We start from the raw sequence: 22,234 nt of genomic DNA on the forward strand, positions 1-22,234 counted from the left end.
CGCATGGTGTGGGCTTTTGACGGTGACTGGACCGATTCAGGATGGGCACATCGTGCCCGTCTCCCTGGGAGCCATCACCTGTCCCAGAACCGAAGGTATCTGACGCCACAAGAACAAAGCCCCGTCCTTTCGGAGGGGGCCAACTCATCGCGCAAGGCTTTCACGACTAGACAAATCCATAGGGTCACGGTTACACCGCCGTTACCCGGGTTCAAGCATCCCGGCAGCCCTGGGCGTCAAGCGGGGGCAGTACGGATTCGAGCACCCCCTCCTGAAGCGCACGCTCGATGGTTCGGATCGCCTGTGCTCGGTGAACTTTCAAGTATTTTACGATCATCACCAGATCCACTCCCCCCGCGTGGCCGAGCAGAACTCTTGCCCTGACCCTATTGGCCCTGGGTTCATTCTGGGAGAAGGCAATCTGGATCAATTCCTGCCGAACCTCGCCACTAAGTTCAAACGACGGCACACTAAATTTATTATTCATTTACATCCTTAATATATTTCATCTCATCGAACCCTCAGCAGATCACTCACAGAGGATTTGGAAAGCTTTGTGAGATTGAGAATTCTCAGGTCTCTCCCAAGAGGGGCCTGGCCGACGGCCTTCACGACTTCTTGACCTTCCCGGGAAAGGGCGAAGGACAGGAATTGCTTCAGCAGAGGATCCATATCCCGCCTGGGGGGTTTATTGACATACACATACAGATTGCGCGAATAGGGATATTCGCCGGAGGAGACCGCCTCCTGGGTGGGAAACACAGCGGTCCTGGAGCCGGCCGGATACATGGCAAGGAACTTGATGGACGCGAAGTTCTCCACCAGATTGGCCGCACAGATGCCATTGGGGTCTGCGGCCAGGGTCTCGGCCATGGCCATGCCGTCCGGAAGGAGCTGGATGGGCATCCTGAGGATCTTCTGCTCCGGGAAGTACATGAGGACAAGCCCCGTCACACTCGAATCGAGGGTTCTGCCGTACCGGGTGATGGGGCGTTGAGCCCATTTTGCACCGCAGCCCTCCAGATCCCCCCACTTCAGGATATCCCTGGGCCATCCCATGGTCCGGTCCTCGGAATAGATCGCATCGGCTTCCTCCACATGGATCGCCTGGATGGGATTGTCCCGATGGACCGCAAGGACCAGTGCATCCATGGCAAGCGCAATCCGGGTGGGCAGATACCCCCATCGGTTCCGGAAAAAGCCGAGTTCATCAGCGGTGGCATCCCGCGCCAGCATGGCCATCTGGACGGTTCCTTCCCCCAGATCACGCATGGCCTTGGCTTCGCCCCCTGTCCGGACTTCCAGGCTGAATTCCGGCGCCCTCGCCCTTAACGCGTCTCCCCACAGGGCCATGGAGTACATGAGGCATTCGCCCCCTTCTGCAACCAGATGCGTGGCCGCCGGAGACTGAGCGGACGAAGTAGAGCAGACGAGCAGGAATAACGCCACGAGCACCATGCGAAACGCCGCAGACAGCATGCGCCCACACCACCCGGGTACCCACTTCAGAGAGTCACCGCTAGGCATGCCCCCTCCACAATATTAAAAATATTGTAGCCGTTCAGCCCCCTCCGCATGGAGGGGGTTTCTGATTCCACGGGGACCGCATCAGGCTGTGAAATCCGGTGCGGCGATTCCGACGAGGCTGGCCTTCATGGCCTGAGTCAGCCACTCCAGCAGGTCCACGCCGCGCTTCCGGGCCGTGCCTGCCAGGGTCAGCATGCGCTCCACAAAGCGGGCGCCATGCTCGCTCTCCACCCCCAGGCTCACCTTCCGCCACAGCACCGCCTTGCGGATCGCCCTCTCGGCTTCATTGTTGGTCGGCACCACCCCTTCATGGGTCAGGTAGGTCCAGAGTCGATCCCATTGCCGGAGCAGATCGTTGGCTGTCCCCCGTGCTTTCTTGGTGGTATCGGGGTGCTTCGCCAGGATCTCGAACCGCTCCCGCATCTCCGCCTGGATCGACTGTGTCCCCTTGGCCAGTTCCTCCCGACTGATTTCCTCTTGCTCACACTGGTGCCACAGATGGAAAGCCTTGTCGCTGGCCAGCTTCAGCATGCAGCCCTGGGTTCCCGTCTCACCCTTGCTCTCCAACATCCCCTGCACGTCACGTCGAATGTGGCTGTGGCAGAGCTGGTGCTTGGCCTTGAGGAACTTCTCGTAGGGCTTCCATCGGTCGCGCTGGATGATGCCCGGGTAGTCCTCGCCGAGGATGTCCTTGGCCTGCGCTTGGCCCCGTCCTGGCAGAAGTCGGAAGGCTTCGGCCTCCGCCGTTGCGGCGACCCAGAGCCACATCCGATCCTCTCCGCAGCGACCGAACCCCGTTTCATCGGCGTGCACCACTGGGGAGGCCTTCACCTCTTCGTGGATCGCTCTGGCAGTCGGGGCCACAGCCTCGCTCACCGACTTGCAGCAGGCCGCCACGGAACCCAGGGACATCCGCACGCCAAAGACGGATCGGTGCATCACCATGATCTCCCGCTTGGTCAGCCGGAAGCGCCCCGAGAGCACCCCGGTGAGCGCCTGGAGACGGGGGCCGAAAGCACCCTTTGGGGTCCCCACCGGCGCAGCCGCGCGGGTGACATGCCCGCACCGGGGGCAAGCTTTGGACCACTGCCTCAGCTCCGTGATGAAGGCCCGGAACGCTGGCGACTCGCAGAACTGCCGGATGATGGCATCCCGCCGGGGGGCCTGCTCCAGGGATTCCCCGCAACGCTCGCAGGCCTCGGGATCGGCGTCCTTCACCTCATCCACCTCCTCGGGCGGAACCTGCTCCCGGGTCTTTCCGGCGTGACCCGGCTGACCGCCGCGCTTCCGTCCACTCGGATCTACCGGTGGCTTGCGCTTCCTACCCATGTCCGAACTGGGGGGCTTGGAGCTGTTGCCGGAGTTCTGGGTGATGCGCGCCTCCAGATCCGCCACGCGCCCCAAAAGCTGTTCCACCATTGCCTTTAGGGCCTGGTTTTCAGAGATCAGCTGACGCTCGTTCTCGCTCATTCCATGAGCATGGCCACCCTGAACGAAAAGTACAACCTAATGGCTCATATGGACTGAATTTGTAAGCGTCCATCCCCCTGCGGGGGCTGAACGCTTACAAAATATTTTATTATTAACAAATCGATGGATCCCGGAGAATCCCCCACTCTGCCCCTCACTTTCCCCCAAACAGCAGCGCAGCAGATTCTCCGGGAAGGAAACGAGGCTACTCTGTGGACCTGGCCACCAGCCAATCCAGAGCATCCTCACGACTGGATGCGAAGTATTGACCTTTCTCAACCGCATTGGCAATGATCTTCTGGATTCCCGTGACGCCGATCATTGCGGAGAAAGTCTTTTTGCCCCGCGCTTTGGAAACAGCCTCTTCACAGGCCTTGGCGGCATTCTTGGCCTCTTCATTCGCCACGGTATCGGTCAAGTCCTGGAAGAGGAGACCGATATTTCCACCTATCAAGGCCCGCTGCACGTCTTTCATCTGGGCGCAGTATTGTTCGGGCTTGTAACCCCTGCAGTCGCTAACGACAATTTTGACCCCCTTGTGCTGGATGACCTGCACACGATCAGACATGATGCCTCCCATGGATCAGCCGGGAATTTGAAAGCCAGCAGCCGCGCCCGGCAACGAGGCCACTGTAATGAGACTTCAGTGAGATTCAGGCACCCGGTCAGCGGCAGGAGGGGGGATCGGAAGCCCGCCGAAGAGCTTCCCGTATACAGAGAAGGCGATCGCAGTGATCAGACTGGAGCACACCATCCCCGCCAGGAAGATCAGGCAGCCGACCAGCCACATGTTGTTCGGACTACCGGGAACCGGGGACTTCAGGACAAACCAGATCGCATAGGTAGCGAGCAGCATCGGCATGTTGGAAAAGACCGTCTTCCCTAGGAAATACATGTGCAGCAAGCACATGACAAAGACGACAATGCCATTGCCGAGGATAAAGGTGGCTTTCGGGGGGACTCCGCCAGCCATGAGAAGCCCCATGACCACATAGGTCAGATAGCCGTACACGAGACCACAGGCTGCGCTCGCAATATCCCGGACCATGGTCTTGAAGGAGCTCTGCTGGGCCACACACACCGTGACAGCCCACAGATAGCACCAGCTCAATCCGAAGTATGGGGAAGTCGGCGGGAACCCAAAGAGGGTGACCCATCCAGCGGAATACCCCGTCAGCACCGCCACAACCACCACAGAAATGACCAGCACGAACTTCTTGTCCATTTCAAATCCTCCTTACAACTCTTATTTTTGAGTTGATAAATACCTACCAATTATGAATTCAACACGAAAACACGGACTTGCCTTGGAAATAAGTGCCCCTGACCTGTGTTTGATGGATCTTATCGACAGGAATTTCGAAGAGATTGTTATCCAGAACGATGAAGTCCGCGGACTTGCCCTTCACCATGGAACCCGTAACCTCATCAATGCCCATCGCCTTCGCACTGTTGATCGTGTAGATCGCAAGTACCGTCTCCAGGTCCAGCGCCTGATCCAAACCAAGCTCACCTGGAATCATGCCGAGCGGGTCCCGCCGGGTCAGCATCCCCTCGATGCCGATCCAGGGATTCGCATGGGTCTGCCCCGCAGGCCAATCGGAACCGCTCGAAACCAGGGCGCCAGCCTCCACGAAGTCCTTGTTCCTCAACCACTGGTTGTGGCAGCGATCTGGACCGATCGCAGGAAAGCTGCCCAGCCAGAGCCCCGTGGGGAACCAGAGCATGGGTGACAAGTTCACAGCGACGTTAAGTTTCCGGAATCGCGGGTAGTCTGCCGGATCCACAATTGAACAGTGGGCGAGCACATGCCGGGGCCCCTCATCGCCATTGGCGCTACGCACCTTCTCGATGGCATCCAGGGCGATGCGAACCGCCCCATCCCCAGTGGTGTGGATCATGATCGGCAGTCCCATCTGATCGTAGGGGCACATCGCCTCAGCCAATGGGTCTGCTTCGAAATAGGCTTCCCCGTGGAAGGGAGCCCCATTCCCTTCCCCGCCTTCCGGCAGATAGGGCGCAAGCATCTTAGCGGTCCTGGCGGGCGGCACACCGTCCAGGAAGAACTTGACGAAATGCGGAAAAACCCTGGGCGTGCGGAACTTCTCCCGCTCGCTGATGAGTTCCATCCCGGCCCGATCCCCCGGAAAGAAAGGCATGGCGGGGATGCTCCCCACAAGCCAGAGGGGGAGCCCCTGTTGGCGGTCCAGGTCGGACCAGACCTGCATGATGCCCTCTGAACCGTACGCGTCCTGGATCCCTGTGACGCCCAGGGAATTCAGCCGAGCCACAATATAACCTGCCGCCTTGTCCAGACGCTCGCGGAGCCGGGGGGGCATCCTCGCTTCGATGGGCGTGAAGGCCCCAAACTCCTTCAGCAATCCCGTGGGCTCACCGGTCGAGGGATCTTTCACGAAGACGCATCCGAGGGGCGCCTCCGAGTTCCGGTCAATCCCCACCATCTGCAGCACCACGGAGTTCACAAACCGGTTGTGATAGCTGATGTCCCTCAGGAAAACCGGATGGCCATTGCTTACCCGGTCCAGGGCCTGCCGTCCGGCCTCGCTGGACATGACCTCCATGTTCTGGTCGCCCCAGGACCCGCCGATGATCCAGTCACCCGGCTCGGCCTTCCTCGCCGCTTCCGCCACGTGGTGGAGGATCTCGTGGAAACTCGCGGTGGGGGAAAAATTGCACAGGAAGAGATCCTCGTACCCGCCGTCGAGGGGGTGGGCATGGGCATCGTTGATGCCGGGCATGATCATGCCCCCCCGCATTTCCACAACCCGGGTGTCGGCCCCGATCATGGCCTTCACCTCGGAACGGCTTCCCACGGCACAGTATCTGCCGTCCTTCACGGCGAAAGCCTCCACCCAAGGATTATCCGGGTCGAGCGTGTATATGGCCTCGTTGAATACAACGAGGTCCGCATTGCGGTCCAACATGCCTGTCCTCCTTGAGAGATGTGCGGACAGTTTAGAAATGGATATCCACCCTTCCCAACCCCCATATGGGGGGTGAATGAGGATTAAAATCAGCGAGCGAGTCCCCAGTTATGTGAGATAACCGAACCGAGGATGAGACTCACCAACTCAGCCTGGCGGCTGGTTTGTGTCTTCCCGAACACCTCTTTGACCTGGCTTCGGACGGTATCGATGGAGAGCCCCCGCATGTCCGCATAATCGGACAGGGAGTGCCCCTGGCAGAGCGCAGCCACCAGCCTGGATTCGGCTGGCGTCAAATGGAAGAGATCCGTGAAGGCATGGACAGGCAGGGTGGGGACCTGCCCTGCCCGGGTCATAAGGAGCAGGTAGCGGAGCGTCTCACCCTCGAAGGGATGCACGCTTACCTGGAGGCTGCCCTCGCCGAACTCATCCCCCAGGGAGAAGTAGGAAGGACTCCTCCGCGCCAGGGCGGCGCTGAGCTTCCCGCCGTCCACCCGGGGCGGGACGCGGAGGCATCCGTCAACAATCCGCAGAGGCCTTCCGGAAGCCAGGAGCTCCCGCGCGGCACGATTGCTGAGGCACACCTCACCCGAAGCGCCGCACAGGCATATCCCCTGGGGTATGAGGTCCATCAGGGCGGCATCAAACCTCGGTTCGTTCGCCAATTGGAGGGAATGGGCAATGGAGGTGGCCTGCTGGAGATGGCGTAGCACCTCACCCAGCACGCCCTGCTCGGCCTCCCCCCACTGCTCCCCCAGTTCCAGCTTGCGATGCATCGCCAGGGCCAGGAATTCCCCCGTCGCAATCTGCCAAAGCGCTCCCACAAAGAAACCGAGTCCCAGACCCGACAGAGCCCTCCGGAATCGCTGCAGTTCGCCCCCATCAACCATCAGGTCCTTGTCCTGCACCACCCGCCCGAGATTGGAAAGATGTTCAGCCCCATAACGGGGGTTCAGGGAATCGGTAATCTCGGAAACGTAACGCTGATGGCACTCCAGCCCGCCCAGGTTCACCACGCTCCGGAAGGGATGGAGCCGCCCCCCCTCGATACGGCACCACTCCAGAGAAACGGAATGCATCCGGACCGCCGCACTGAGATCCTCCAACGCCTCCGGCCAGGCCGCCGGATCGGAGGACGAGCGGTGGAGCTTGTATATCAAATCGCAGATGCGACTGGGGTCTTCAGCCCAGGTTCGTACACGTTTGGAACGAGCGGCCACGGGAGCATACCCCCATAAATCAGATTGCAGACGGAAGTGTAATTACACTACCCAGCCCCCGCCATCAGGACACCCCCCAAATGGGGGTTGGAGAGGTGCATCGCCCATTCCCATACTACCCTCCGGCTGACTGCAGCTTAACCCGACACATCACGTTCTTTTTATCCACTTGTTTGGATATCGAGTGTCATTTGTTTTTAAAAAGGTAGCACCATGACCCAAAAAAGCTTACAACAAAAGCAAAGCATTATCATGTCTGGCATTATAATACTCGGAATACTTCTGGCCTACATCAACCAAGTTTCTCCATCGCCCCTGCTGATGACCATCGGAGCGAACTTCGGAATAAACAACAATGATGCATTGCTAAACCTGTCTGTATCTATCATATTCCCCATGGTCATACTTGCCAGCATCGCGGGGACCTTGATCGAGCAGAAAATCGGGACCGAGGGGCTGTTCACCTGGACCATGGCCGCCCTCACCACAGGCATGCTGACGAATTTCGTGGCAGTCAACTACTACATCTTCCTCCTCGGACGCATGCTCTACGGAATTGGCTTCGGCCTGGGGATTCCGTTCATCGGATCCGCCATCATGAAGTGGTACTCGCCCAGGGGCCGTGAAATCATGAACACCGTGAACGGACTCTTCCCGTTTGTGGGAGCAGTCATAGGATTCAGCTGCATTGCCCCCCTGCATCGTGTTCTCGGGAACTCCATGAAGTGGACCTTCGGGATCTGGGGCTTGATGAGCCTAATCGTCATGGCCGCCTGGATGCTCATCAGGCGGGCGGGAAAGGGTGAAGGCCCTGCCCCCGTCCCCACCAGCGGCGTCAAGGAGCATAGGCTCTACTCCAGCCTCTGGAGGCGCCGAGACATCAAGCTCCTCTGCACCATGTTCGCCTGCGACTTCATGTGTTACGCCTACATAAGCATCGTTCTGCCCACCTACCTGATGGAAGCGGTCGGAATGCCGGAACTGTCGGCAGGCCTTTGGTCAGCCATCGCATTTTCGGCGGTCGGCATTCTCGGAGGCGCAGCGGGGGGCGCCATCATGGCGAAGACGGGACGCAGAAAGCCCTGCATAGCCATAGCACAAGCGGTCAAGTTCATCGCCATTGTCGGCATCTGGCTCGGAAGCTTCACCTCGCCAGCGCTGATCATCCCCAGCGTCATGGCCTTCGGTATCGGCAACAGCCTCTGGACACCGGGCGTCTATATCGTCCCGACCGAACTGGAAGACATGAACCCCACCCGGGTCGGGGCGGCATTCTCCCTGATCACCTCCTTCGGCTTCGCATTCGGTTTCATCGCGCCGGTCTGTGGCGGGTGGATGACCAATGCCTTCATGAGCCTCTCCAGCGCGGTTGACCCCGTGCGGAACCACGTCTCCGGGGTCGCCAACAGCATGCTCATCTTCGGCTTTACCAACATCATCGCATTCGTATGCGCCATTAGGATCCGGGAGACAGGACCCGCGTCAGGGCTCCTGACCGGCGTCCGCCCGAAGGATGAACCGGTGCTGGACAGGAACTGACCCAAAAAAGCGATCCACTTCTGTTAGAGGAAATGATGAAGCAGACGATTCCGATCCTTCTCACCATCTCCGCGGCTGCCACCACGCTGGCGCACGGGGCAGACACGAAAGCAACATCCGCCCACACCTTTTCCGGGAATGCGAGCCTCGTATCCCAGTATGTCTTCCGCGGAATCACCCAGACCAATGGAAAGCCGGCTGTCCAGGCAGGTCTCGACTACTCGCACAAGAGCGGTTTCTACGCGGGATTCTGGGCCTCCAATATTTCCTGGTACACGGATACCGTCGGCAATGCGTCGGCCAGCAGCACCTGCCTTGAAACGGATGCGTTCCTTGGCTACCGAGGCGGGATCAGTCAGAATCTCAGCCTGGACATAGGCTTATTCGAAGCCTACTACCCTGGCACCTACTCAACCGAAGCGGTGAAGCCTCACACCACCGAAGCCTATGCAGCCATCAGTTACAAGACCTTCACCGTGAAATACAACCATGCAGTGAGCAGGGATGCCGCCGGGGTCGCCGATGCGAAGCACTCCCGGTATTACGAGGCAGGCGCGAGCTTCGTCCTCCCCAGGGGCATCACCCTCGCCATCCACGCCGGGCGCCAGAAGTATTCCACGCTCTCCCACGCCCTTTCCTACAACGACTACAGAATCGCGATATCCAAGGCACTGATGCGGGAGTGCACCATCAGCGCAACCTGCACCTATGCGACCACCAAGGATGCTTACTACACCAATGCATTTGGCAGGGATACGGGTGGACGCCAGGTAGCTCTGGGCATCACCAAAGGGTTCTAGCCTAGAACCCGAAGCCCACCATGCTATAGAGCCTGGTCGCAGCGTTGGCATTGGAGGACCCCAGTGTGGGGTCAAGCCAGCCAGGGGCGACAACACCGAGGCCGTTCACCGGCGATTGGCCCCTGAGAAGGGTCAACCGCCCGTTGAAGAAGGAGAAGGCGGCGGCAATCGCAACCCTCCCCTTGAGTCGGGGGACCTGGGGTCCGCAGACCTGGACCTGGGCTGGGGGTGGGCTGACGGGAATGGGCATCATGGACAACCTGCAGCAGAAAGAGACACGACTGTCTTCATGTGCCGCGGGAAGGCCCTGGATTCAATCCAGCTCTGCCCTCAGGAAGTGGGGCCCCGCCTCGGTGATCTTCACCCGCACCGTCTCACCGAAGGGCAGCTGACGGCCCTCGCCGGTTTTCAGGTGGACGTTGCGCCACTGGGCCGTGCGGGCCAGCCAGAGCCCCTGTCCCGTGGGGCCGTGGCTCTCGATGCGGGCCTCCAGGGTCTGGCCCACCAGGGCCCGGTTGCTGGTCAGGGTCAGCTCCGTCTGCCGGGCCTGGAGCCGGGACAAACGCTCGGACTTGATTTCGGGGCTCAGATCATCCTTCATTTTCAGGGCCGGGGTGCCGGGGCGGGGGCTGTAGACGAAGCTGAAGGAGGTGTCGTATTTCACGGTTTCCAGCACCCGCAGGGTGCCTTCGAAGTCCTCATCGGTCTCGCCGGGGAATCCCACGATGAAGTCCGTGGAGAGGGAGAAGCGGGAGCGGCCCTCCCCCAGGTAGCCCAGGCGTTCCAGGTACTGATCGACGGTGTAGTGGCGGCCCATGCGCCGGAGCACGGCGTCGCTGCCGCTCTGGATGGGCAGGTGGAGGAAGGGGGCGATCTTGGGATTGCTGACCAGGGTCTGGGCTAGCTCCCGGGTGAAGTTCATGGGATGGCTGGTGGTGAAGCGGATCCATTCCAGACCATCGATCTCGGAGGCCCGGTCCAGCAGTTCCGCGAAGTTGCATCCGCCCTGGTAGCTGTTGACGTTCTGCCCCAGGAACTCCACCTCCCGGTAGCCGTCCTTCACCAGTTGGCGGACCTCGGCGAGAACATCCTCATAGGGGCGGTGCCGCTCGGGCCCCCGGGTGGTGGGCACCACGCAGTAGGTGCAGGCGTGGTTGCAGCCCTCGATGATGGTCACCAGGGCTTTGGCCGTATCCCGGCGCTGGGTGACCTCGGGGGGGAAGAGATGATTGTCCGGGTACTGCTGGGTGTCGATCACCCGCTTGTGGCGGGCGCGGGCCTCCTCCACCAGCCGGGGCAACTGCTGGATGGCCATGGTACCGAGCACGAAGTCGATGTGCGGAGCCCGCTTGAAAAGGGCGTCCTTCTCCTGCTGGGCCAGACAGCCCGCCACCCCGACGATGAGTGGCCGCTGCAGTTTCTCTTCCCGCAGGCGCCCCAGCACGGAATAGACCTTGTGGACGGCCTTCTCCCGGATGGAACAGGTATTGAGGATCACCAGATCCGCCTCCTCCTGGGAGGCCGCCGGGGCAAAGCCCTGCTTGTCCAGCATGCCCGACAGCTTTTCGCTGTCGTGGTCGTTCATTTGGCAGCCCCAGGTCTCGATGAAGAATTTCATAAATAATTTATCCAATCCAAACCCAAACCATGGGGCCCAACCCTTGATTGTATTACCTTCCGGCCCGGAGGACACTCTCTCCATGCGCAAGCTGGCCGTCCTCCATTCCCAATACAAGGTCTGGGTTCCCGCCCTGCAGCGGGCCGAGCCCCGCCTCGACATCCGGGGCGGACCATCCAGGGAGCCGTCGACCGGAGCCTTGGCTTATTTGAGCAGACTTGACAGAGGGATGGATTCAACGCATGTTGAATTCGATCCACAGGGAGATGAAGATGCTTGTCTGCGCCATCAATGGCAGCCATCGAGGTTCCAGGGGTGCCACTCACCGGCTCCTGGAGCGGATGGGGGCGGGTGTCCGGGGGGCGGGCGGCACCTGGGACCCGGTCCAGCTGGCCGAGCTCCGGATCGAGCCCTGCCGGGCCTGCAACCAGTGCCAGCGGAGCGGAAGCTTCCAGTGCATCTACGAGGACAAGGACCAGGTCGGCCACCTCGAACGCAGGAGTGCCGCCGCCTGGACCAAGGCCCTCCAGGGGGATGACCCGGCGGAGAAGCAACGGGCCGAGGCCATCCTGGAAAGCTTCGAAACGGCGGGACGGGATCTGGTGACCCAGGGCCGAATCCGCCCCTCCACGGCCCGGGCAGCCGGGAAGCCCTTCATTAAGGTGCCCGCCCTGGTCCGGCTGGCCCGCCACCTGCCCTTCCTGCGGCCCCGGATCGCCCAGGAGATTCAGCGGAGAGCCGGAACCATCACCATGGGGCCGGACTGAGCTACTGCCGGATCGGCTCCCCCACTACGTGTTCGAAGAGCACCGTCTTCCCCGGGCCGATCCGGACAAAGCCCTCTTCCCAGGGGCCCTGAAGGAGACGGCGCAGATAGCCGGTGGTCCCGGGAATGACCTCGTGACGGAGGCTCAGGCCCTGGGCCATGGCCTCGGTCTTGGGCTGGACCTCCTCCAGACTGAAGGCCCCGGTATCGATGAGCACCAGACGCTTGTAGTGCTCGGGGATGAGGGTCGTCCGGAGCAGACGCTCGGCCCGCTCCTCGCCCCAACGGGCGACCAGGCGGGGACGCTCCTTCTGGTAGGACTCCCAGATGTTCATGGGGGAGTCCGCCCAGCCCTTGGTCATGAAGTAGCTTTGGGCCTCCTGGGCCACTTCCTTCCGACGGGCGCAGGAGCCCAGCAGCAGGCTGATGCAGTCGTCCACCTTAGGAAAGATGAGCTCGAAGTTCCGGGTGTGAAGCCCAAGGAGCGCGTTCCCGCAATAGCCGAAGCCCAGGAGAACGCGATCCACGCCCTGGAGGCCATCGAAGACCTCCTGAAGCTGAACCTTCAGCTTGTCCGGCCAGACATGGGTCTCCTGGGTGTCCACCAGCTGTACCGAGTGGGTGCACCCGGTATCCGCCATGGCCTTGTTCAGCTCTTCCTTGATCACATTGCAGGCGATGATCACGGTATTCACACAGACCCCCAGAGGCGAGATCCCAGGATAGCGGATGGACACAGGGGGATGAAAAGCCTCTGGTCTGAATGATCGGCGCCCTGGCGCTTGCGCCCCTTGGTTGACCGAGCCTTATCCCTTGTTCCTGTATCCCTTTCATCCCCTTCATCCTGGCTAAATGCTTTTTTTGCTTCTGTTGAGTCAGAACCAGGACCTTTCATCCAGGCAAGGTAAGATAAGGCTTTCCGAGGATCCGCATGGCCAAGAATCCCAACGAGGAACCGACCATCATCTACTCGATGATGCGGGTGTCGAAGTATTACAACGGCAAGCCCGTCATCAAGGACATCTCCCTTTCTTACTTCCACGGGGCCAAGATCGGCGTCCTGGGCCTCAATGGCTCCGGCAAGTCCACAGTGCTGCGGATCATGGCGGGGGTCGACCACGACTTCAACGGCGAGGCCGTCCTCAGCAAGGGCTACACCACCGGGATGCTGGAGCAGGAGCCCAAGCTGGACGAGAACAAGACCGTCCGGGAGATCGTGGAGGAGGGTGCCGCCGAGAAGGTGGGCTGGCTCAAGGAATACAACGAGATCGGGGAGGCCTTCGCGGACCCCGACGCCGACTACGACAAGCTCCTGGCCCGCCAGGGTGAGCTCCAGGACAAGATCGACGCCGCCGACTGCTGGGATCTGGACACCCAGCTGGAGCAGGCCATGGACGCCCTGCGCTGCCCCGATCCGGACGCCAAGATCGGCGTGCTCTCCGGCGGTGAACGGCGCCGCGTGGCCCTCTGCCGCCTCCTCCTCCAGAAGCCCGACATCCTGCTGCTGGACGAGCCCACCAACCACCTGGATGCCGAAACCGTGGCCTGGCTGGAAAAGCACCTCCAGGACTATGCGGGCACCGTCATCGCCGTCACCCACGACCGCTACTTCCTGGACCATGTGGCCGAGTGGATCCTGGAGCTGGACCGGGGCGAGGGCATCCCCTGGCGCGGCAACTACTCCTCCTGGCTGGAGCAGAAGCAGGCCCGACTCGCGAAGGAAGAGAAGTCCGACAACAAGCGCCAGAAGACCCTGGAGCGGGAGTTGGAGTGGATCCGCATGTCCCCCAAGGGGCAGCACGCCAAGAGCAAGGACCGCATCGCCAACTACGAGCGTCTGGCCGGGGAAGAAGGCCGCCAGAAGGAGCAGGAGCTGGAGATCTACATCCCCAGCGGCCCCCGACTGGGCGACATCGTGGCCGAGGCCAAGGGCATCTCCAAGGCCTACGGCGACAAAGTCCTCTTCGAGAACCTGGACTTCGAGCTCCCCCGCTGCGGCGTCCTGGGCGTCATCGGTGCCAACGGCGCCGGCAAGACCACCCTGGTCCGGCTCCTCACGGGCCAGGAACAGCCCGATGCGGGCACCATCCGCCTGGGCGACACCGTGAAGATGGCCTATGTGGATCAGCTCCGGCAGGGCCTCAACCCCGACAAGACCGTCTTCGAGGCCCTCTCCGGCGGCTACGAGATGATCGAGCTGGGGGGCAAGCAGATCAACGCCCGGGCCTGGCTCTCCCGCTTCGGTTTCTCCGGCGACAGCCAGCAGAAGAAGGTGAAGGAACTCTCGGGCGGCCAGCAGAACCGCCTGAACCTGGCCCTGACCCTCAAGAGTGAATCCAACCTGCTCTTCTTCGACGAGCCCACCAACGACCTGGACGTGAACACCATGCGGGCCCTGGAAGAGGCCATCGAGGGCTTCGCGGGCAGCGCCGTGGTCATCAGCCACGACCGCTGGTTCCTGGATCGCCTGGCCACCCACATCCTGGCCTTCGAGGGGGACAGCCAGGTCCACTTCTTCGACGGCAACTACAGCCAGTGGGAGGAATACCGCAAGGATGTCCTGGGCCTCAAGCCCTTCGAACCCCACCGCATCAAGTACCGCAAGCTCACCCGATAAGCTCCGACCAGGTCACCACCAGCAGGGGCGAGAAGCCGGGCTGAAGGGCCGTCAGCGTCACATCCACCGCGAAGTCCTCCCGATGGGGGCTACGGTGGACGTGGCGGAAGCGGTGGCTTCCACCGTGCATGGCGATGGCGTTCATCTCGTCAGAGAAGGTCTTGCTGGGGCGGCCATCGGGCTGGTACATCGGGGAGAGGTCCCCGGGTCCCAGGCCGTAGATCTCGTCCATCCGGCACCTCAGGATCGTCAGGGCCGCGCGGTTGCAGTACACGAATCGGTGGGCCTGGGTATCGACGATCATGGTGGCCACCGGACTCAGGTCCAGGAAGGCCCGCATCCCAAGCTCCTGACTGGACTCACTGCTCTTCAATTCGATCACCTGGGCCGGTCGGACACAGGCAAGGAGCACCTTCCGTCTGCCCATGGGGAAGGAGTTCATGTACACCTCGGCCGCGAAATCCCCCGCCCCGCGGCGGCGGAAGGTCCAGTTGAACCGCGCGGTCTCACCCACCAGAGCACTTTGGATGTGGTGTCCCAAGGCCTCCCCCGAGGCTTCGCCTCCGGGTTGGCGGACAGGACACAGGTCCTTCAGGCCCCGCTGGAGGATCTCCGACTTGTCTTCGAGACCGAAGAGGCGAAGAGCTTGGTAGTTGCAATCAAAAATCCCCTTGGGCGTCAGAAGGAGCAGGGCGTCCAGGGTGCCCTCGAAGGCCCCCCGGAAGCGCTCTTCACTCTCCGTAAGGGCTGATTCCACAGTCATCCGGGCAGTGATGTCCTCCATCATCCACACGGAGCCCTCCTGCACGTGCGCCGGATCCATGGCCCTGCCCACCATGCGGCACCAGAATGGGGTGCCATTCCCGCGCCGCATGCGAACCCGGATATCCGCATAGCCACCCTGGGCCAGGAGACCGTAAGCCTGGGTCCCGAAGTCCTGGTAGCTCTTCTCATCCGGGAAGGAGTCCCGGGTGGGCCGCCCCTCAAGCTCCCCGAGGTGAACCCCGAGAATCTCCGCAGCCCTGGGATTGGCCCAGGTATGGACCCGGTTGCGCACCAGGGCGAGGCCCAGGGCGCTGTTGTCCAGGATGAGGTTCTGGAAGGTCCGGATCCGCTGGACATCCTCCCCGGAGCCCCGGAGCGCCGTGACATCGTGACCGATGCTGAAGGTTCCCGAGAACACCCCCCCTACCCCGAGCACGGGGCAGATGTACCAGGAGACCCTGCGATGGGTTCCGTCCTTCCTCCGCAGCGTACTCTCCACCCCCGCAAGCTGCCCCCCCCGCCGAATGAGGGAATCCACCTCGGAGGCCAATATCGCCCGCTCCCCTGAATCGGGATAGAGCCACTCCCAGAAGTCGTTGTGCCCCAGGAGCTCCTCCCGGGAATACCCGGAAATGTCCTCGGCGGCCCGGTTCCAGATCACGACTCGCCCATCCATATCGAGGGCGCTGATCCAGACATCCGTGCACTCGATCATGAGCGCCAGGCAGCAGCCCAGCTCCGCAGCCTTCCTGGCGGCCTCTCCCTGCTCCAGGATCTCCTGCGCCAGGATCTCTCGCCGGGCAATCCGCTCCTGTTCCTCCCTGGCCCGGGATTCGGCGGCGATGAGGGCCGCCTCGGCGCGGCGCCCGGCCCTAAGAAGCCCCCCCACCCCCACCATGCCGACCACCATGAGGAAGGATATGGCCAGGGAGACCCATTCTGAGATCGGCACCAGCCGATGGGCGGCCAGGATCTCCCACCCCGCCATCCCCCGACGCACCGCCATGAGCAACAGGGCCGCAGCCAGGAATACCCACCCCCAGCTGCCCCGAGCCAGACGCGTGAGCCGCAGGGCCAGGATGGCCGCAGCAAGCTGGAGGAGAGCCGAAAGAAAGGGGATAGCAGAGGTCACGGGGAACTCATCCGAAGGGGTCTGCCTCCCCATCGGCAAGTGTTCACCGATCCTTACTTCAGGCCGAAATAGACCCGGCTTCCCCCTTCCTTCTGGGCCCGCTCCCCGCCCCGGACCTCAAAGAGCCTGCCCGGTTCCACCTGGGCCCCAGCCAGCAGGAGGGCCAGGGTGGCCTTGGCCCGCTGATTCGCCAGCTGGACGTAGCGTCCTGGATCCACCGTGAGGGTGGCGGCCAGACGCTGTTCCATTTCGGCGGGCTCCGGCGCTTTGGCCTTGCTGTCCTTGGCGGGAGGGAAGGCCGCGAGGAAGGCCGCCTTGAGCCATTTTTCGCGTTCATCTGGGGCGACGGGCTGCTCCTCCTGACTGGGATTCTTCTCTCTCAGGGCCTTGAGCTTGACTTGGCGCAAACGGGCCTCCAGGGCCTCCCGGCGGAGGGCGTCCCCATCCGCGGCTGGGTTCGCCACGCCTTCCAGCTCCAGGTTCAGGTCCGGCCGTTCATGAAGGGCCTTGATGAGAATCTCGACCTTCTTTTGGGAATCCGGGGTCGGCGTGGCACTCCCAGCCTCGAACTCCGCGAAGCTCAGATCCTTGTCCCCCCCTCCGAAGAGGCCACCCAGGGCCTTGAAGGGTGAGGTGGCCAGCTTGGTGAAGATATTGACGATGGCCCGCCAGACGATCTTCCCGTAGTGGAAGTCCGGATCATCCAGATTGCCGTCCACCGGCAGCTCCAGGTTGATGAGCCCGTGGCGGTCCCGCAGGATGGCCAGGGCCAGCTTCACCGGGAGATGCACCGCGTCGGGGCTCTCCACCTTGTCCCCAAGGAAGAACTGGTCCATCTTGACCTTGGCCAGCATGTCCAGCTTCCGCTGCTGGATGCTCACCTGGGTATCCACCTCCAGCTTGCCCTTGCGGATGGTGTAGCCCAAGAACTTGCCGGAGTACGGGCTGCCGTCCGTCATTTCCGTATTATTAATTATTAATTTAAGATTGGTATCCTTGTCGTGCCGAAGGGGCATGGCGCGCCCCTGGAGGGTCATGGGCCCCACGCCACCCACCTTCCCGCGGAAATCCACCGTGGAGGCGGTATTGGGCTCCGTGGAGAGGCCGACATAGGTGCCCTCCAGATCCGTGATCGAGAGAACAGCGTTGGGCTGCAGGCTCCGATCCAGCAGGGAGAAGCGCCCCCCGCCCAGGGTGACCTTGGCGAGGAGAATCCTGGGAGCCGGGGCCGCCGCGGTGGCCCTGGCCGGGCTCGGCGCAGGAGGCGCAGCGGGCGCGCCCATGGCCCGGTCCAGGTTGCTTCGGCCATCCGCCGCAACCACCAGGAGCACCTGGGGTCCCCTCAGATCCAGCCCCCTCGCCTTGATGGAAAGGGGATTGGAGACGAATTCCAGCCCCGAGAGACGCAGGGAGCGATGACGGTAGAACGTTTCGCGCCGCTCAGCATCGGCGGTCTCCAGGTCATCCACGGAGACATTGCCCTGGTAGCTGATGGAATCCGAAGGCTTCCCGATGAAGCTGCCCTTCACCCGCCCGTCGAAGCCCAGGCGGCCCTTCACGAGACGCATCTGGAGGGAGGGCTCCAGGTAGGGATCATAGGGGCTCAATTCGAAGCGATCCCCTTTGAGGGTAAGGTCCACACTGGTCTTGAGGGGCTTCAGCTCCCCCTCGGCCTGGAGGCTCCCCTGATCCGTGAGCTTCAGCGCTAGGCTGAGCTGGGAGGCGTGGTCCGGCTCCAGGGTGAAGTCCTTCAGTTTCAGGCTGAGGTCCGCGACCTCCACCTTCACGGGGCGCTTGGGCACCCGGTCCTCGAAGCTGGCCTGGAGGCCTTCCACCCCCAGTTCCTTGAGGCGGAACTGGAAGGGCTTGGAGGGCTCCTCCGTCTTGGCGGGCTTGGGGGTGAGCAGGTTCACCAGATCGATCTGCCCATTGGGCAGGCGGAGCGCCTGCACCTTGATGCCCCTGAGCAGCACCGAATCCACCTCGGCCGTGGAGGCCATCAGATCCGCCTGGGCCCCCCGCAGCTCAAGCAGAGGCAGGGCCAGGGAGGCGGCCTTGGCCCCCCGCTCACCGATCTGGAGGTCCCGCAGGTTGAAGGCGCCCTTATCGATCTTCACCTCCTGCTTGGCTTCGGACCAAGCCAGGGTGTAGTAGGCCTGGAGATCCGCCCGTCCCCCCTTGAGATCGAAAGCCACCCGATCCGCGAAGTAGGGTGTGTAGTGGGGCAGGTCCAGGTTCTCCAGGACAAAGCGCCCCTGGCTCCGCAGGGGGTTCAGGCTGAAGCTTCCGTCCCAGGCGAAACGCTCGCCATCCCCGGTCTGGCCCTGGAAGGCGTAAGGATTGCGGTTGTCATGGACCGTGCGGAACTGCTTCAGTTCCAGACCCACGGGGCCCAGGGTGGTGGCGAAGGGCTGGGCCAAGCTGCGATCCTCGAAAGAGAAGCGGGCCCCCTCCACCTTCAGGTGCTCGATGGCCAGATCCAGGGGCTTGGCGGAAGCCGCCTCGGGAGCCTTCCCCTGGGGCGTCTCCAGGAGATCGGCAAAGTTCAGCTTTCCGTCCTTGCCGATCACCACCCGGCCGTGGGGCTTGAGGATATCAATGTCGTCGAAGGCGGGATTGCCCAGCACGCTACGGAGCTTGAGATTCACGTAGAGACGCTCCCACCCGAAGAAGGCCAGGCCATCCCGATCCTTTACCTCCAGCCCCTCCAGGGTGAGGGAGAGGGCGAAGGGGTTGGCCTTCACTTTGCGCAGGGTCACCTCCCGCTTGAGGGCGGTGGAGAGCCTGGGGGGAAGCTCGCGCTTCACCAGGAAAGGGAGCAACAGGAAGCCCAGGAGGGCATAGAGGACCAGGACGGCGACAACTGCGATCGAAAGCCGACGGGTCCAGCGGGGAAGGGAAAGCCATCGTTGGAGACTCATGGCCGAAGTTTAGTCCTCTGGCGCCCCCAGAACCAGGGCTACCATGTTCCCATCCCCATCGATATCACCTGCGTAATCAGGGTGAACAAGTCCATTCTCCGGGTACGCTAGGAACTGGCGGAGCTCAACCCCGGGGGCTTGGCCGACACCGTCAAACAAATCCCAGGAGCTTGAAATCCCATGCCAACCTTCGACCTGCTTCACCTGCTCACATGGCTCCACTTCGTCGCCCTGGCCGTCGCCCTGGGCGGGGCCGTGGCCGCACTGATGATCTCTGGGCTGGAGACCGATCAGGCGGAGTTCCAGGGGCTCGCCCCGGCCCTCTGGGCCAAGCAGGTCCGCTGGGGCATGCGCATCGCGACCCTGGTGGGAATCCTCATGCTGGTCGTGCTCTTCAGGGGTGGCACCTGCCCCCTGGCCTCCAAGGCCATGTACATGAAGCTCCCCCTGGGCATCCTGGCCCTGGTCCTCTCCGAGCTCGCCCCCAAGGCCCTGGCGGCCCACAAGCGGGGAGCTGCCCTCCTGGCCCTCCTGCTGATGCTCCTGGCGGGCTTCCTCGCATTCAATCGGAACGCATTCCAGTCCACCCCCAGGGTCCAGACAGCCCCCACCCTCACCGCCCAGTAAGTCAGGGATGCTGGTCCTCCTGCTATCGGCGGCCCTTCTCCTGGCGCTCGCAGCAGCCATCGCCTTCGGTGGCCCGGGACAGCACCCCCCGGAGCGGCGGGTCTACGACCCCTTCCCGCGCCTGGACGTCTCCACCCTGCCCCCGCTGCAGCATTTCCGGGCCAGGGACGGCAGGGATCTGGCCTATCGCACCTACCGTCCGGCCAAGCCCAATGGCCGTTCGGTGGTCATCGTCCACGGTTCCGCCAACCGAAGCGAGAATGTCCACCCCCTGGCCCAGGCCCTGGCAGGCGCTGGTTTCCAGGTCCACGCCCTGGATATCCGGGGGCACGGCCACTCGGGCCCAGCCGGACAGGCCGACTACGTAGGCCAGCCCGAGGATGACCTGGAGGACTTCCTGGAGGCCGAGAAGCCCCAGGGCCAGCGGATTCTCATTGGCTTCTCCGCCGGGGGAGGCTTCGCTCTGCGCTTCGCCTCCGGTGGCCGCCAGCGCCTCTTCGACCGCTACCTGCTCCTGGCCCCCCTCCTGGGGGAGCGAACCCCCGCAAGCCATACGGACACCGGGGACTGGGTCTCCGCAGGCTCCTGGCGCATCGCGGGCCTGAACCTGCTCAACGCCCTGGGGATCGGGAGATTCAACCACCTGCCGGTCCTGATCTTCGCCGTCAGCGATCGCGCCAAAGTCCACCTGACCCACACCTACACCTACAACCTGGCCATCAGCCTGCGCCCACCGAGGAACTACCGCGGCGCCATCCGGGCCGCGCGCCAACCCATGCAGGTGCTGGTGGGCGCCGCCGACAAAGTCTTCCGCCCCGAGGGCTTTGCCGAAATCTTCCGGCAAGTCGGCAGCCCGACCCCCGTCACCCTGATTCCCGGCGTGGGCCACAGCGACATGACGACCAAGGCCATCGCCATCGAGGCCGTAGTGGGAGCGGCACTCGAAGAACCCGATCACAGGCAAAGTGGAGCATGAAAGACATGAGCTGGGATGGAAAACGGATGACAGGAGGCTTGGCGATCTGGCCAGGTTCAGGAGAAACAGGTTCGCAGCTCTAAACAATCCATCTTTTCATCCTGTCCATCCTGCCTATCCTGTTCAAAAAAACTCAACAGGATAGGCAGGATGGCCAGGATAAAAGCGGAAGGACAACAAACAGAAGACAGTTGTTGTCCACTTACTTCCAAATTCCCATGACCAGGACACATTGGCCGGGAAGATCCACCCCCACCGCATCTTTTCCACTAAAATAAATAATTTATTTAAACCTGACCCCAAGGGCCCTGAGGAATACCGGGACTACGGGATTGTCCGTCCGGGTTTTCCAGGCGACGCACCCCTCGATCCTCGCATCCGGGTCCTGAAGCGGGATGAACCTCAGGTTGGGATGCTGGCTCAGGTTCACCTTGTACCGCGGAAGGATCGTGACGCCGACCCCTGATTCCACCAGCATGAAGAGCGCGCCGAAGTCCCCGGCCAGCTGGACGACGGTGGGGGTGAAGCCCGCTCCGGAAAACAGGCGGTTGTCGGACTCCACGATGGAGGTGGCGATCTCGGTGGACAGCTGCACGAAGGGCTCGTTCTTCAGGTCCATGAGTTTCAGGCGTTTCTTGGCGGCCTTGGGGTGGTCGCGGGTCACCACGATGCCCAGAGGGGCCTCGAAGAGGGGCTCGAAGGAGACCCCGGCGAGTTCCCGGATGGTCGAGGTGTGCGTGAAGACGATATCCAGTCCTCCATTGGCCAGGTTCTCCTGGATCGAGGCGAGGGGATAATGGCTGGGCTGAACCTCCACCTCCGGATGGGCCTTCCGGAATCGCTTGATGAACAGGGGAAGGAACTTCTCCTCGAGTCCCCCCAGGAATCCCAGGCGGACCCGGCCCGAGATGCCGATCCCGACCTGCCGGGTCTTCTCGATGGCTTCCTGGTAGTCCGCCAGGATCCTGCGAATGCGCGGCTGGAAGTATTCACCGGCCGCTGTCAGACGCACCGCATGGGAGTTGCGGTCGAACAGCTTGGTCCCAATGTCGCGCTCCAGGGCGGCGATCTGATAGCCCACAGCGGAGTGGGTCAGGAAGAGCTGGTTGCCGGCCTTGGTGAAGTTCAGGTGTTCGGCCACCGCCAGAAAGCACTTCACCTGCCTGATGTCCATCCCGCCTCCCGGCCACCCAAGGGCTCCAATGACTTCTCATCGTGGCTCAGGGCAAGCTTACGGTCAATTTTTTTGCCCGCCACAGGAAAATCAATTCGATTCCAGTGATCTCATGGCTGAATTACTCTCATCATGTT

At 62.2% G+C, this 22,234-nt stretch carries 19 protein-coding genes; 6 read left to right on the top strand and 13 right to left on the bottom strand.

Translation table 11 applies throughout. The annotated features are described in order from the left end of the window. Positions 1–211: 211 nt before the first annotated feature. The 7 genes from HOLFODRAFT_RS0217470 to HOLFODRAFT_RS0217500 all read right to left on the bottom strand — a co-directional run bounded on the left by HOLFODRAFT_RS0217470 (position 212) and on the right by HOLFODRAFT_RS0217500 (position 7,021). Complete coding sequence (locus HOLFODRAFT_RS0217470) at positions 212–487, bottom strand: COG3415 family protein (RefSeq protein WP_005035182.1); 276 nt, start codon at positions 485–487, stop codon at positions 212–214. A gap of 23 nt (positions 488–510) precedes the next feature. After that, a complete protein-coding gene (locus HOLFODRAFT_RS0217475; RefSeq protein ID WP_005035179.1) occupies positions 511–1,527 on the bottom strand; it encodes a substrate-binding domain-containing protein in 1,017 nt (338 codons plus the stop codon). 81 nt (positions 1,528–1,608) lie between these two features. After that, positions 1,609–2,997, bottom strand: a complete 1,389-nt coding sequence (gene tnpC, locus HOLFODRAFT_RS0217480; RefSeq protein ID WP_005031572.1) for an IS66 family transposase — start codon at positions 2,995–2,997, stop codon at positions 1,609–1,611. Between the two features lie 205 nt (positions 2,998–3,202). After that, positions 3,203–3,565 carry a hypothetical protein gene (locus tag HOLFODRAFT_RS0217485; RefSeq protein WP_005035178.1) on the bottom strand — a complete coding sequence of 121 codons (363 nt, stop codon included), beginning with the start codon at positions 3,563–3,565 and terminating at the stop codon, positions 3,203–3,205. 75 nt (positions 3,566–3,640) lie between these two features. Next, a complete protein-coding gene (locus HOLFODRAFT_RS0217490) occupies positions 3,641–4,222 on the bottom strand; it encodes a hypothetical protein (protein ID WP_005035176.1) in 582 nt (193 codons plus the stop codon). A 58-nt stretch (positions 4,223–4,280) separates the two neighbouring features. Then, on the bottom strand, positions 4,281–5,942 hold the full coding sequence (locus HOLFODRAFT_RS0217495) for an amidohydrolase (protein ID WP_005035175.1): 1,662 nt from the start codon (positions 5,940–5,942) through the stop codon (positions 4,281–4,283). Positions 5,943–6,031: 89 nt separating this feature from the next. After that, entirely contained in the window at positions 6,032–7,021 is a 990-nt protein-coding gene (locus tag HOLFODRAFT_RS0217500) for a helix-turn-helix transcriptional regulator (RefSeq protein WP_026939441.1), read from the bottom strand. A gap of 354 nt (positions 7,022–7,375) precedes the next feature. Here HOLFODRAFT_RS0217500 and HOLFODRAFT_RS0217505 point away from each other — a divergent pair, with 354 nt between their 5' ends. Beyond that, positions 7,376–8,701 (top strand): MFS transporter, encoded by a 1,326-nt coding sequence (locus HOLFODRAFT_RS0217505; protein ID WP_005035171.1) that lies wholly within the window; start codon positions 7,376–7,378, stop codon positions 8,699–8,701. 35 nt (positions 8,702–8,736) lie between these two features. Next, on the top strand, positions 8,737–9,501 hold the full coding sequence (locus tag HOLFODRAFT_RS22155) for a TorF family putative porin (protein ID WP_005035170.1): 765 nt from the start codon (positions 8,737–8,739) through the stop codon (positions 9,499–9,501). 1 nt (position 9,502) lies between these two features. On the opposite strand, the gene HOLFODRAFT_RS0217515 is transcribed toward HOLFODRAFT_RS22155, so the two are convergent. Together HOLFODRAFT_RS0217515 and miaB are read right to left on the bottom strand one after the other, a co-directional pair. Beyond that, positions 9,503–9,754, bottom strand: a complete 252-nt coding sequence (locus tag HOLFODRAFT_RS0217515) for a hypothetical protein (protein ID WP_005035168.1) — start codon at positions 9,752–9,754, stop codon at positions 9,503–9,505. Positions 9,755–9,814: 60 nt separating this feature from the next. Next, the gene (gene miaB / locus HOLFODRAFT_RS0217520; protein ID WP_005035166.1) at positions 9,815–11,119 is read right to left on the bottom strand and encodes a tRNA (N6-isopentenyl adenosine(37)-C2)-methylthiotransferase MiaB; all 1,305 of its coding nucleotides are present in this window, start codon (positions 11,117–11,119) and stop codon (positions 9,815–9,817) included. Positions 11,120–11,361: 242 nt separating this feature from the next. On the opposite strand from miaB, the gene HOLFODRAFT_RS0217525 reads away from it, so the two are divergent. Beyond that, positions 11,362–11,886 (top strand): flavodoxin family protein, encoded by a 525-nt coding sequence (locus HOLFODRAFT_RS0217525; RefSeq protein WP_026939443.1) that lies wholly within the window; start codon positions 11,362–11,364, stop codon positions 11,884–11,886. Between the two features lies 1 nt (position 11,887). Here HOLFODRAFT_RS0217525 and HOLFODRAFT_RS0217530 read toward each other — a convergent pair whose 3' ends face one another. After that, positions 11,888–12,580, bottom strand: a complete 693-nt coding sequence (locus HOLFODRAFT_RS0217530) for a DUF1638 domain-containing protein (RefSeq protein ID WP_026939444.1) — start codon at positions 12,578–12,580, stop codon at positions 11,888–11,890. Positions 12,581–12,816: 236 nt separating this feature from the next. On the opposite strand from HOLFODRAFT_RS0217530, the gene ettA reads away from it, so the two are divergent. After that, a complete protein-coding gene (ettA, locus tag HOLFODRAFT_RS0217535; protein WP_005035159.1) occupies positions 12,817–14,502 on the top strand; it encodes an energy-dependent translational throttle protein EttA in 1,686 nt (561 codons plus the stop codon). Here the strand turns inward: ettA and HOLFODRAFT_RS0217540 are convergent. Both HOLFODRAFT_RS0217540 and HOLFODRAFT_RS22160 read right to left on the bottom strand, forming a co-directional pair. Continuing rightward, positions 14,492–16,399 carry a PAS domain-containing protein gene (locus tag HOLFODRAFT_RS0217540; protein ID WP_158412986.1) on the bottom strand — a complete coding sequence of 636 codons (1,908 nt, stop codon included), beginning with the start codon at positions 16,397–16,399 and terminating at the stop codon, positions 14,492–14,494. The two genes, ettA and HOLFODRAFT_RS0217540, sit on opposite strands and share 11 nt — an antisense overlap. A 53-nt stretch (positions 16,400–16,452) precedes the next feature. Then, entirely contained in the window at positions 16,453–19,320 is a 2,868-nt protein-coding gene (locus HOLFODRAFT_RS22160) for a DUF748 domain-containing protein (protein WP_005035153.1), read from the bottom strand. A 180-nt stretch (positions 19,321–19,500) separates the two neighbouring features. On the opposite strand from HOLFODRAFT_RS22160, the gene HOLFODRAFT_RS0217550 reads away from it, so the two are divergent. Beyond that, the gene (locus HOLFODRAFT_RS0217550; RefSeq protein WP_005035150.1) at positions 19,501–19,947 is read left to right on the top strand and encodes a hypothetical protein; all 447 of its coding nucleotides are present in this window, start codon (positions 19,501–19,503) and stop codon (positions 19,945–19,947) included. 7 nt (positions 19,948–19,954) lie between these two features. Further along, on the top strand, positions 19,955–20,923 hold the full coding sequence (locus tag HOLFODRAFT_RS22165) for an alpha/beta hydrolase (protein WP_005035148.1): 969 nt from the start codon (positions 19,955–19,957) through the stop codon (positions 20,921–20,923). Between the two features lie 283 nt (positions 20,924–21,206). On the opposite strand, the gene HOLFODRAFT_RS0217560 is transcribed toward HOLFODRAFT_RS22165, so the two are convergent. Continuing rightward, positions 21,207–22,097 (bottom strand): LysR family transcriptional regulator, encoded by an 891-nt coding sequence (locus tag HOLFODRAFT_RS0217560; protein ID WP_005035145.1) that lies wholly within the window; start codon positions 22,095–22,097, stop codon positions 21,207–21,209. Between the last annotated feature and the right edge of the window lie 137 nt (positions 22,098–22,234).

Source organism: Holophaga foetida DSM 6591 (assembly GCF_000242615.2).
Classification (GTDB): domain Bacteria; phylum Acidobacteriota; class Holophagae; order Holophagales; family Holophagaceae; genus Holophaga; species Holophaga foetida.